Origin of the sequence: Zhongshania sp., from assembly GCF_041584495.1 — a bacterium.
Taxonomy (GTDB): domain Bacteria; phylum Pseudomonadota; class Gammaproteobacteria; order Pseudomonadales; family Spongiibacteraceae; genus Spongiibacter.
Window position 1 is genome coordinate 16,937 of the sequence record NZ_JBFHDY010000042.1, and the last position, 11,721, is coordinate 28,657.

The 11,721-nt window shown below is 50.0% G+C and carries 10 protein-coding genes; 7 read left to right on the top strand and 3 right to left on the bottom strand.

What is annotated here, in order from left to right; genetic code table 11:
• Window positions 1-70 precede the first annotated feature (70 nt).
• Window positions 71-1,255 carry an efflux RND transporter periplasmic adaptor subunit gene (locus tag ABYP33_RS09020; protein ID WP_373090468.1) on the top strand — a complete coding sequence of 395 codons (1,185 nt, stop codon included), beginning with the start codon at window positions 71-73 and terminating at the stop codon, window positions 1,253-1,255.
• Window positions 1,252-4,368, top strand: coding sequence for an efflux RND transporter permease subunit (locus tag ABYP33_RS09025; protein ID WP_373090469.1), 3,117 nt, complete (start codon window positions 1,252-1,254; stop codon window positions 4,366-4,368). Before ABYP33_RS09020 ends, ABYP33_RS09025 begins: the two co-directional genes overlap by 4 nt.
• Before the next feature lie 50 nt (window positions 4,369-4,418).
• On the opposite strand, the gene ABYP33_RS09030 is transcribed toward ABYP33_RS09025, so the two are convergent.
• The 3 genes from ABYP33_RS09030 to ABYP33_RS09040 form a co-directional block, all read right to left on the bottom strand.
• On the bottom strand, window positions 4,419-4,835 hold the full coding sequence (locus ABYP33_RS09030; protein WP_373090470.1) for a pyridoxamine 5'-phosphate oxidase family protein: 417 nt from the start codon (window positions 4,833-4,835) through the stop codon (window positions 4,419-4,421).
• Window positions 4,836-4,860: 25 nt separating this feature from the next.
• Complete coding sequence (locus ABYP33_RS09035) at window positions 4,861-5,691, bottom strand: S1 RNA-binding domain-containing protein (RefSeq protein WP_373090471.1); 831 nt, start codon at window positions 5,689-5,691, stop codon at window positions 4,861-4,863.
• Window positions 5,692-5,927: 236 nt separating this feature from the next.
• A complete protein-coding gene (locus tag ABYP33_RS09040) occupies window positions 5,928-6,920 on the bottom strand; it encodes a GlxA family transcriptional regulator (protein WP_373090472.1) in 993 nt (330 codons plus the stop codon).
• 106 nt (window positions 6,921-7,026) lie between these two features.
• Here ABYP33_RS09040 and ABYP33_RS09045 point away from each other — a divergent pair, with 106 nt between their 5' ends.
• The 5 genes from ABYP33_RS09045 to ABYP33_RS09065 all read left to right on the top strand — a co-directional run bounded on the left by ABYP33_RS09045 (window position 7,027) and on the right by ABYP33_RS09065 (window position 11,462).
• Entirely contained in the window at window positions 7,027-8,895 is a 1,869-nt protein-coding gene (locus tag ABYP33_RS09045; RefSeq protein ID WP_373090473.1) for a beta-ketoacyl synthase, read from the top strand.
• 105 nt (window positions 8,896-9,000) lie between these two features.
• Window positions 9,001-9,423 (top strand): PilZ domain-containing protein, encoded by a 423-nt coding sequence (locus tag ABYP33_RS09050; protein ID WP_373090475.1) that lies wholly within the window; start codon window positions 9,001-9,003, stop codon window positions 9,421-9,423.
• 130 nt (window positions 9,424-9,553) lie between these two features.
• Window positions 9,554-10,072 carry an SRPBCC family protein gene (locus ABYP33_RS09055; RefSeq protein WP_373090476.1) on the top strand — a complete coding sequence of 173 codons (519 nt, stop codon included), beginning with the start codon at window positions 9,554-9,556 and terminating at the stop codon, window positions 10,070-10,072.
• A complete protein-coding gene (locus ABYP33_RS09060) occupies window positions 10,072-10,629 on the top strand; it encodes a nitroreductase (protein WP_373090478.1) in 558 nt (185 codons plus the stop codon). The genes ABYP33_RS09055 and ABYP33_RS09060 overlap by 1 nt, the downstream gene beginning before the upstream one ends.
• Before the next feature lie 2 nt (window positions 10,630-10,631).
• Window positions 10,632-11,462, top strand: coding sequence for a crotonase/enoyl-CoA hydratase family protein (locus ABYP33_RS09065; RefSeq protein ID WP_373090480.1), 831 nt, complete (start codon window positions 10,632-10,634; stop codon window positions 11,460-11,462).
• The last annotated feature ends 259 nt before the right edge of the window (window positions 11,463-11,721 follow it).

The following is an 11,721-nucleotide window of genomic DNA, read 5'->3' on the forward strand; positions in this document are numbered from 1 at the left end:
ACACTTTACATACATGCGGGTATGTATGTAAAGTGCTTGAATTATGGGAAGTCTCCGTCAGAGGTCGCAGATGGTATTTGGTAGTCAGTTCACCCCTCGTTCTTTAATGCCAGTGCTTGTGCTGATGGCTACTTTCGCAGGGAGTGGCTGTGATAAACAGCAGCAAGCTGCGCCAGAGCGGCCTGCCGTTGCGGTGACTGTGCTGCGGGCAGAAGCGCAGGCGGTGCCGATTGGCGGTTTGTATCCCGGACGCGCAATGGGTTCTAAGGAGGTACAGATACGAGCGCGAGTTGAGGGAATCTTACTGCGTCGAACATATACTGAAGGCCAGGCGGTAAAAGCCGGGCAGTTATTATTTCAAATTGACTCAGCACCATTTCAGGTGGCACTTAATCGCAGCAAAGCGCAGTTGGCGCAGGCTAACGCAGGGCTGTCCGCTGCAGTGCGGCGTTGGGAGCGTGCTGGCGAGCTTATCAAGACCAATGCGATTAGTCGTCGAGAGCGCGATGACGCGGAGTCTGATCTAAATTTTGCCAAGGCGGCAGTGCAGCTTGCTGAAGCCGAGGTTGAGGCTGCGCAGATTAACCTGGATTACACTCAGGTGCGGGCGCCGATTGCAGGTATGACGAGCCGTGAACAGTTATCTGAAGGCAGTCTCGTCGGGCCTGGAAATAGTTTACTCACTGAAATAACGCAACTAGACCCGATACTCGTCAATGTTTCACTGCCAGATAAACTGATGCTCAGTATTCGCCGAATGATCGAGCGCGGTGAAGTCGAGTTTGCCGAAGGTAAGCGCGAAGTAGAAATTATTCTTGGGCCAGATGATACGTATCCGTATCTTGGGCATGTCGATTTTACTGAAAGTGCAATAGATAAAATGACGGGCACAGTTCAGTTACGGGCTACCGTACCCAATCCCGATAGCAGTTTACTGCCGGGGCAGTTTTTGCGGGTGCGGCTGCACGGATTGGTTAGTCTACGATCTATTGTTGTGCCTGCGCGCGCCATTATGCAGAGCGCTCAAGGTATTTATGTGTATCGCGTTGATAAGGATAATCATGCGGAGATTGTAAATGTGACGCTGGGCCTAGAGTCGGAAGAAGGCGTTATCATTGAATCTGGTTTGCGTGTTGGTGATCTCGTTGTTGTTGACGGCGTATCGCGGGTGCAGGCTGGTACATTGTTAGCGCCTACGGAGATCGTCACTGAGGGCTCTTATAAAGCTGTTGCGGTGGAGGGTAAAACCCAGTGAGTGCCCGCTTTTTTATAGACCGGCCGGTGTTGTCGATCGTATTGTCGTTAATGATTTTATTGGCCGGCGCCACCGCCATGGGACGCTTGCCTATTGCCTTGTATCCAGAGTTTCTGCCGCCAGAGATAGTCGTTACAGCAAGTTACCCCGGTGCAAATGCTGAAACCTTAGCGGAAACCGTTGCGGCACCGCTAGAGCAGCAAATTAATGGTGTAGACGGCATGCTGTATATGTCGACGCAGGCGTCGAGTTCAGGCGTGGTGAGTATCAGCGTTGTTTTTGCCACCGGTACCGACCCCGACCAAGCCGCGATTAATGTTAGTAATCGCGTTGCCGTCGCCGAGAACCGGCTGCCAGAGGCAGTAAAGCGACTAGGTATTCAGGTCAGTAAACGGTCGACCAGTATCTTGATGATCTACGCGCTAACCTCCGATAATCCCCAGTACGATGCGATTTACCTAAGTAATTATGCACTATTAAACATAGTGGATGAACTGCGCCGATTGCCCGGCATTGGCGATGCGCGCTTATTGGGCGCCAAAGATTATTCGATGCGCATTTGGTTGCAGCCAGATCGTCTAGCTGAGTTTGCCCTAACACCGGCTGATGTGGCGCGGGCGGTGAGTGAGCAAAACGCTAATTTTGCCGCTGGCAAATTTGCGGCTGAGCCTATGGTGGAGGAGGCACCGTTTACTTACACCGTGACCACCCAGGGGCGGTTAGCGACGGTGTCGGAGTTTGAACGCATCATTTTACGCTCAAGTAATTCTGGTGCCACGCTTCGTTTGGGTGACGTGGCGCGGGTGGAGTTAGGGGCTAAAGACTACGCGTTTCAAGGGGCATTTAATGGCCAACCGGCAGTACCTGTCGCGATGTACTTGCAGCCTGGGGCTAATGCTTTGGAGACCGGGGCGGAGGCGCAGGCGGTAGTAGCGGCAGTGCGAGAGAAACTGCCAGAGGGCATTAATCTCGATTTGTCTTTCGATACGACAGTGTTTGTCGAACACTCAATTAAAGAGGTGGTGGCAACATTTTTTGAAGCTCTATTGCTGGTAGTGCTCGTCATGTTTCTGTTTCTGCAAAATGTGCGTGCGACAATTATTCCTCTATTGGCGATTCCGGTATCGATCATAGGCACATTTGCTGGTCTCTATATTGTCGGTTTTTCAATTAATTTACTGACGCTATTCGGTCTTATTCTTGCCATCGGCATCGTGGTAGATGACGCTATTATCGTTATTGAAAATGTTGAACGCATCATGGAAGAGCAGCGCGTCGATGCCAATACCGCTGTTAAACGGGCAATGGAGGAAGTATCTGGGCCTTTAATTGCTATTGTTTTGGTACTTTGCGCGGTATTTCTCCCCGTTATTTTTATGGATGGCCTTACCGGTGAGATGTACCGGCAATTCGCAGTTTCTATTTCGGTTTCCGTTATTTTATCGGGCATTGTTGCGTTAACACTGACTCCAGCATTGTGCTCTCTGATGCTAAAGGCCAAAGATCACCATCCGGCGGAACGTGGGTTTTTGGGCGGATTTAACCGTGGTTTTGACGGCCTTCGCAGCGGCTATGTATCGGCAACCAGTTGGGTACTTAACCATCGAATATTGGGTTTGTTGATGTTTTCTGCCCTAATGGCTTCAATGTGGTTTTTGTTTCAAACGGTTCCGAAAGGTTTGGTGCCTGCAGAAGATCAAGGCTACGTTATTATGGTGTACAAAACGCCTCCAGCAGCGTCGCTGTCACGTACGGTGGCGGTAACCGATCCAATGAATCAGCGTATTCTTAAGGAAGATGAAGTCAAAGGTGCGATGACCTTTGCCGGTTTTGATATTTTGTCGTCTGCCCAGAAAACCAACGCAGGCGTGTCGTTTGTTATGCTCAAAGATTGGTCTGAACGTCCAGAGGCGGCGCAAAGCTCTGTCGCGGTGGCGCAGCGCTTGCCACGCTTGGGCCATGACCTGCTTGACGGCGTGATGTTTGCGTTTAACCCGCCGCCAATTATTGGTTTAAGCACCACGGGTGGCTTTGAGTTGTATGTGCAAAACCGTGGCGACAGTGATATGGCGATCATGGCTGAGGAGTTAAATCGTTTTATTCAAAAGGCCAATGAGCAGCCGGAGCTGCAGGGGGTGTACAGTACTTTTGATATTAATACCCCACAGTATCGTCTGTTTTTGGATAGAGAGAAGGCGCTGAGTCTTGGTGTGCCGGTCGCCGATGTGTTCAGTACAATGCAGGCGACGTTTGGCAGCTTGTACGTAAATGACTTCACATTATTTGGTCGTAGTTTTCAGGTAAACCTGCAATCCGAAGAGGACTTTCGCGGCAGTCCGGAAGATTTAAGCAAAGTATTTGTACGCTCTGTGAGTGGTAATCTGGTCTCTTTGCGAACATTGCTGCGTGTCGAGCGGATTGTTGGCCCAGATGCGGTGAGCAGATTTAATGGCTTTCCTGCTGCCAAGGTGCTGGGCAATCCCGCGCAAGGATACAGTTCTGGTGATGCTATTGCGGCGCTCGATCGCGTTGCAGCCGATATTCTGGGGCGTAATTTTACCTTGGGTTGGGTGGGGAGCTCCTATCAAGAGAAAGCCTCTGGCGGCTCTGGTGGCCAGGCATTTGTTTTAGCGGTGTTGATGGTGTTCCTTATTCTCGCTGCGCAGTATGAGCGTTGGATGGTGCCTGCGGCGGTTATTTTGGCCGTGCCGTTTGCGATATTAGGCGCTATCGCCGCAACGTGGATGCGAGGTCTGGAAAATGATATTTATTTCCAGATTGGCTTGGTGTGTTTGATCGGTTTGGCGAGTAAAAATGCCATCTTAATTGTTGAATTTGCAATGCAAAAGCAGCGTCAAGGTATGTCGTTCGCCGACGCTGCGGTTGATGCTATTCGCTTGCGTTTTCGTCCTATTGTAATGACCTCTTTGGCCTTTACGCTTGGCTGCTTACCATTAGCGCTGGCCAGTGGCGCCGGTGCGGGAAGTCGTATTTCACTCGGTACGGGGGTTATCGGTGGTATGTTGGCAGCCACGTTTGTGGCGACGATCTTCGTGCCTTTATTTTATGTTTTATTTGCTGGTTTTGGTGAGAAGTTCAAGCGCGCCAAATAATGACGTGCTTCATTGAGTTGACTAAACGGCAGTGACTTTAGGTTGATAGCCTAGCTGCCTTGCATCCGAGCACTAAAATCCCAGTCTGATTGACTGCTTATTTTTAAATGAATTGCATACTCATCGGCACGGCGGCTGAGCAGCCATTGGCTTAAGCTCGGCTGACTGTCACCGAGGTAGCGGGCGATTAATCTGCTTAATACCACGCCTTCTGAGTCGCTTTTTAATGTTGCTATTGCTTTGCCACGCACGCCTTTATAAGGAACAGAGTTAACCGACACCTCAAATGCGCAGTTAGGGTTGGCTTTTAATAGGCGAATGATTTTTGCGGATGCGTGGCTTGCGCACAGCAACTCACCCTCTTGATAAACAAACCACAGCGAGCAAATCACTGGGAAACCGTCTTTGTCGATAGCCGCAAGTCGCACGGGGACTAGGCTGCTATTTAAAAATGCCGTCGTGTCCATACGTGTTCTGGTGCTCGTAGATTGCTTAGGGTTTTAATAGGTGTATGCCTTGGCCTTCTATACCGATGCGTTTCTGCTTATATAAACGGCCGATGGCTTGTTTAAAGATTTTTTTACTAACACCAAATAAGCTGTATATCGCTTCTGGTGGACTTTTGTCGCCGATGGCAAGAAAGCCGTCATTGGCTTCGAGCTGGGCAATGATCTTGGCTGCAATATCGTTGCCGCCAATGTTAATAGGTTGAATGCTGAGGTCGATACGACCATCATCGCGAACTTTTTTAACATAGGCTGTAAGTGTTTCGCCTTTGCGCAGTGGTCTGATTAAGTCGCTATCGTAGAGTAGGCCCCAGTATTCGTTGTCGATAACCGCCTTATATCCCAGCGCTGTTTTACTGGCAACGATAACGTCGAAGCGTTGGCCTCGACTTAAGTGAGGGGCAGTATCTTCGATAAACTCGTCGAGCTTCATTGACGCGACGATACGGTAACTTTTGTCTAAGTAAATCTTGACTAGGGCTTTTTTACCTGCGGTGATTTCACCCATATGCTCGGCATAGGGTAGCAGCAATTCTTTATCTAGCCCCCAGTCCAAAAAAGCACCGGTATCATTGATCTGGGCGACTTTTAACAGAGCAACATCCCCTAATTGCGCCAGTGGCGTTTTACTGCTCGCAATTAAGCTGCCATCACTGTGGTGGTGAAGAAAACCGTCGACAATATCGCCGATTTGGCAATTCTCAGGGGCATTTTTTCGACTCAGGAAAATGTCGCCTAAGTCGCCGCCATCGAGATAAAAGCCAGCGGGTGATTGGCGGCTCACCGTAAGCCGGTTAACACGACCGATGTCGGGCATTAATACTTCCTCAGAGGATTTATCCGCAAGTCTAGTGCGACTTGGGGTTTGAGTACAGTAGGAAAAGTCTACAGATAAACCGAGCGGCCATAAGCTTGGCTCCGATGCATAGTGAAGTGCGAGCGCGCCTTACCATCACGGCGGCTGAAATGCCTGTCATGATTGCGGCGTGGTAAAGGAAGGTAAGCAGTGAAAATGGGGTATCTGGTCATAAATTCCGGCTTTTCAAATGCTCGTTAGTTTGACCTGTTTACTTCGAATAGTTTGCGGCGTACTGCACGACGATATTCACCTGGGGTACTTGTGTTGTGTTGCTTGAATAGGCGGCAGAAATAGCTGCTGTCGATATAGCCACATTGCTGACCTATTTCCTCAATGGAAAGATTACTGTTTTGCAAGAGGTCTTGAGCTAATTCTAAGCGCATTTTCTGAAGGTATTGCAGAGGCGGTAGGCCAGTGACTTGCCTAAACCGGCGATGAAAGCTGCGCTCGCTGAGGCCGCTGAGGTGGGCAAGGTCTTTGATGGTAAATGCTTCGTTTAGGTGCCTTGCTAGCCAGTTTTGGGCGAGGGCAATCGTTTCATCGCGGTGCAGGTCATTGCGGTCAACTCGGTAACTGTTGCGGGAGAACGAGCGACGGCTTTCTGGAGAGAACTGCTGGGCTACCCGACGGGCAATTAACGCGCCCCAATAACGATCAATGAGGTGTATCACTAAGTCCGCTGCTGAGTTAACGCTACCAGTGCAGAAGAGGTTGTCTGCTTGGGTAATGAGGTAATCGCGATGCAGGATCACTTGCGGGTAGCGGTTAGCGAAGTCGTCGAAATAGTGCCAGTGAGTGGTTGCTACCTGGTTGTTTAGCAATCCCGCTTCAGCGAGAAAATAGCTGGCATTACCTACGGCGCAAATATCTGCGCCGCGACGTTCCTGCCGTGTTAACCAATCTTGGATTTCAGGGCGGGTAGGTGCACCTCGGTGAGGGTGTCGCCAACGGCTGGGAATAATGACGAGGTCGTAGTTTTCGTCGGTGCAAAGTGTGGTGTTGGGGGTGATTTGCATGCCCCCAGACACGTGAATAGGCGCGGGGTCTAATCCGATAATTTCAATTTCAAGCAGGGGTGAGCGGTCTTTTAGTTTAGACACACTGTTCGCCGCCGTTAAAAGCTCCATTGGCAAGCTAATACTTGTGGCGAGGGCGTCGTGAAAAGCGAGAAGAGCGACTCGTTTCATGGTTGGCACATATGTCTCATTTTTTGGCGATTATAATATATATCAATTAGCCTAACATCGTTAGACTACTTACTGAAATAGCAATCGCTAAAGATAAGGAATAAGTGTGAGTAAGCTTCCCGTAATTGTTGGTTTTGGTGGCGTTAATCCCGCCGGTCGTAGCTCTTTTCATCATGGTTATCGGCGTATGGTCATCGACGCGCTATCTCAGGAAAAGGCGAGACAGACCTTCCGCAGTCTATCTGCCATTATGGGTTTGCCACCAGAAATGGCCGATGATGAGGCGCAGCGTCGCTATATTCTGGAACATACGCTAATCCGTAAGATCGAAGGCGATGTTTTTAACACCGATCAAGTGGGCTGGAATAAGCGTATGGCCTTGAGTGGCTGTGACGGTGATTTACAGTTTGTGACTCGGGCGAGGGATTTGCCTGATGAGCTTCCTGCGGGCTGGACTGTGCAAGAACTTGGCGGCGGTAAGGTGTCGGTCAAAATTAGTGATGGCTGTAATATTTTGTTGCCGACTACCCGTAAGATAGAGGTTTCTTCGGCGGGACAATTTCCGACGGGCTTTGATCCCAGTGCATTGTATGCGTCGCGGAGCCATCCGCGGGGTTTGCAACTCGCAATTTGCGGTGTTTCGGACGCGCTGAACGCCATGGGAATTGAGTGGCAAACGGTGATGGATCGCATAAAGCCAGATCAAATGGGGGTGTATGCCAGTTCGGCGATGGCGCAGCTTGACGAAAATGGCTTCGGCGGTTTGCTGTCGGCCCGTGCGAATGGCGGCAGGGTGAGTTCGAAAAACTTGGCGCTTGGCTTGGCGGATATGCCTGCTGATTTTGTCAGTGCCTATGTGTTGGGTAGTGTGGGTACCAGTGGACCTAGCTTAGGTGCTTGCGCTACCTTCTTTTATAATTTACGCCAAGCCGTGAATGAAATACGCAGTGGTAAAATTCGCGTTGCCGTGGTTGGTGTGGCGGAGTCGGCTGTTGATCCAAATGTCATTGACGGCTATTACACCATGGGTGCGCTTGCTTCTGACGCCGATTTGGTGAAGCTAGATGCAGGCAGGGGCTTAACCGAGCCAGATCACCGCCGGGCCAGCCGTCCCTTTAGCAGTAACTGTGGCTTTACTGTGTCTGAATCATCGCAGTTCATTGTGCTCTTTGACGATGATTTGGCGATGGAGTTGGGCGCGCAAATACATGGCTCGGTACCCGATGTGTTTGTTAACGCCGACGGTTATAAAAAATCGATTTCTTCACCTGGGGTCGGTAATTACCTCACTGTTGCAAAGGCGCTGGCGGCGGCGGCGGGCATTATCGGCGATAAAGCGGTGAAACATCGTAGTTTTGTGCAGTCACATGGCACCAGTACCCCGCAAAACCGGGTGTCTGAATCTCATATCCTCAATGAAGTTGCCAAAACCTTTGGTATTGAGAAATGGCCTGTGGCGGCGATTAAGGCCTATATTGGTCACAGTATTGGTGCGGCTTCTGGCGATCAATTAATTGCCAGCTTGGGGGTGTGGAACGACAATATTATTCCAGGCATAAGTACGATTGATCACATTGCCGACGACGTGCACAGTAGCAACTTGCGCTTGCAGAAGGAGCATTTAGAAGTCGAGCCTGACAGCTTAGATGTTGCCGTTTTAAATGCCAAAGGCTTTGGTGGCAACAATGCCTCGGCAACGTTACTGTCCCCGACTTTAAGTAAGAAATTACTGCAGGGCCGCCACGGTGATAAAGCCTGGCAGAGCTATCTTGGGCGCCAGGAGCAAAGTCGTGACCGTGCCGCCGCTTACGATAAGAAGGCGAGTGAGGTCGGTTTTAAGGTGTTGTATAAATTCGGTGAGAATGTGCTGGGCGGTGAGGATTTGCGCATGAGCCGCGATGGAATTGGCATTAAGGGCTGGGCGGCTAAAGTGGATCTAAACATCGAGTCGCCTTTTGCCCTATGGCTGAAATAAGTGATATAGGGGAATGCGCACTTTATTGCGGGAAAATACGGATATAGATTAACCCTGCCCTGTGGCTAAATGTCATGAGTATATTTGGTATAAGGCTAGTGGGTTATGAGAGAGTTTGTTCGTCATCCCAGTGATATACCGCTGGATGTGAAAATACTTAGCGAGCCAGGAGCGCGTCATGCACATATGCATGATGTGAGTATGGCTGGTTTGTCCTGTTTGGTTGCCCGTGAGATTAAAGCGGGGAGTCGAGTGGAGTTTTATGTGCCGTCGATCTCTGAAGAATCAAGTGGTCGTGGTACGGTGGTTTGGTGTCGGCCGCAGCGCGAAAAATACCAATTAGGTATTCAGTTTCACGCTGGAAAAGATGTGTTTCGGGCGAGAATGGTCGAACAATTGTGTCAAATTGAGCATTATCGGCGTGAAGTAGAGCAGCTAGAGTCACGTATCCTTAGCAGCGAAGAGGCTGCTGAGGAGTGGATATCTCTTTACGCTGCCGATTTTGACCGCTTATTTCCCCTAGAATAGATGTTTTCAGTGAGAACATTATAGCTCCGGTGTCCAGTCAGGCGTTATTGCTCAAGACAGCACTTTGAATTCATGGTTGAATATATCCCCCGCAGCGTCGGGGGATTTTTTTTGCTTAAGGATATCTACCATGAAGCACGAGGCAACGGCTCGAGTCGTTATTGATCTGCCCCGCGAAGAGGCGTGGGCTTTGCTAAAAGACTTGTCGCTGGCCCACAACTATGTTCCTGCGGTTACCCGTACTGAAATAACCAGCGAGAATGTGAGCGGCTTAGGCGCAAGTCGGCGGGTGTATCAGCGCTCTGGAAAAGGGATAGATGAGACCGTGACTGAATGGAACGAAGGACATGGCTTTGTTATTCGCTTACATAAAGGTGATAAAGGCGCGCCGCCGCCATTTCGGCAGGCGATATTTCGCTACCGGATTGAAGACGCTGGCCACAGTCGTACCGCATTAACAGCCAGCCTTGCTTTTGATATGCGCTGGGGTTCACTTGGGCGTATTTTATACGAGCGTTTACTGCGCAAAGTATTTCGCGGCGTAATTTACGATATTGCACTTAGCATGAAGCAATTCTATGAGTCGGGCGAGGCTGTGAACAGCGGTCAGTTAAAGCAGTTGCGCATTGGCGCGAGGCAAGAAGTTTAATGGATGCGCTTGATTTACTTAAAAACCGTAACTCTGCTGCCAAGCTAGCAAGCCCTGCTCCTTCTGAGCAAGAATTGGCCGAAATTTTCGCGGCGGCAATGCGCGCGCCAGATCACAGTCGCTTGCGACCGTGGCGTTTTTTGCAAATTCGGGGTGCGGGTTTGAGCGCGCTCGGGGATTTGTTTGCCGAGGCGGCCTTGCACCGAGAGCCTGCGATCGGCGAAGCCGAGCTCCAGCGTTTCCGACAGCAACCGCTGCGTGCGCCGCTTATTATTGTGGTTATTAGCTGCATACAAGAACATCTAAAAGTCCCCCGCATTGAACAGCAAATGTCGGCAGCCTGTGCCGCCCACGGCATTTTATTAGCGACGGACGCGCTGGGTTATGCGGGTATTTGGCGCACCGGGTCTAACGCCTTTGATGCCCATGTTATGGCAGGCTTGGGACTTTCGGCCAATGAAGAGATAGCGGGCTTTATTTATATTGGCAGCCGTGATGGTCGCGCCAAGCCGCTACCGGCGCTAGAGATGGCCGATTATGTAAAAGACTGGAGATAATAATGAATACTGTTACCCCTCCGCTGTACACCACATTAGCGGTACAGTTAGAAGAGCACGTTGCGTGGGTCGCCTTAAACCGCCCCGAGAAAGCTAACGCAATGAATGAGCCAATGTGGGCCGAAATTCAAGCCTGCTTTGAATGGTTAGATACCGAGCCAAGTGTACGTGTAGTGGTGCTGTGTGGTGAAGGTCGACATTTTTGTGCGGGCATTGATCTGGCTATGTTTGCTGGCCTTGGTCAGGGCGCCGATGGTGTAGAAAAATCCCGGTTTATTGAACAATTTCGCTGCGTTATTTTGCGCTTACAGGGCAATCTTACGGCTATTGAACGTTGTCGCAAGCCTGTTATTGCGGCAATTCAAGGCAGCTGTGTTGGCGGCGGTGTCGATATTGTCAGTGCCTGCGATATGCGCTTTTGCTGTGAGGGCGTGAAATTTTCTATAAAAGAAATTGATATCGGCATGGTCGCTGATGTTGGTACTTTACAGCGTTTGCCACATATCGTGCCCCAGGGAATTGTCAGGGAACTAGCCTATACTGGTCGTAATGTTTACGCTGCTGAAGCCGAAAAAATTGGCTTGGTTAATCGCGCTTACGGCTCTTATGAAGAAATGATTGAGTCGGTTTCAGAGCTTGCTCAAGATATTGCACGCAAATCGCCATTGGCCATTCGCGGTACTAAGCAAATGTTGCTATATAGCCGTGATCACAGTGTAGCCGACGCCCTGAATTATCAGGCAACTTGGAATGCTGGCATGCTGAGTTTTGAGGATGTGATGCTGGCTATTGGCGCCACCAGTGAAGGCAAATCCGCAGATTTTAAAGATTAAGAGTAATCTAAAGTGCTCGCGTCAAAAGCAGGGTGCTTGTTCTGGCTCTGCTTTTGCTAATTTTCCTGCTCCGCAAATCGCGCTTGGCGTTTAGGCCAAGACATTAAGGCGTTGTTATTTCATGCAAACACGTACAATTTTTAAAACGCCATTGGTTAGTGGCTTTTTTCGTTTGGTGTTTATGGCGCTAACCCGCTTAAGGGGTTGGCGTATAGAGGGCGAAAAGCCCAAAGATAAAAAATATGTTTTGATCGCCGCG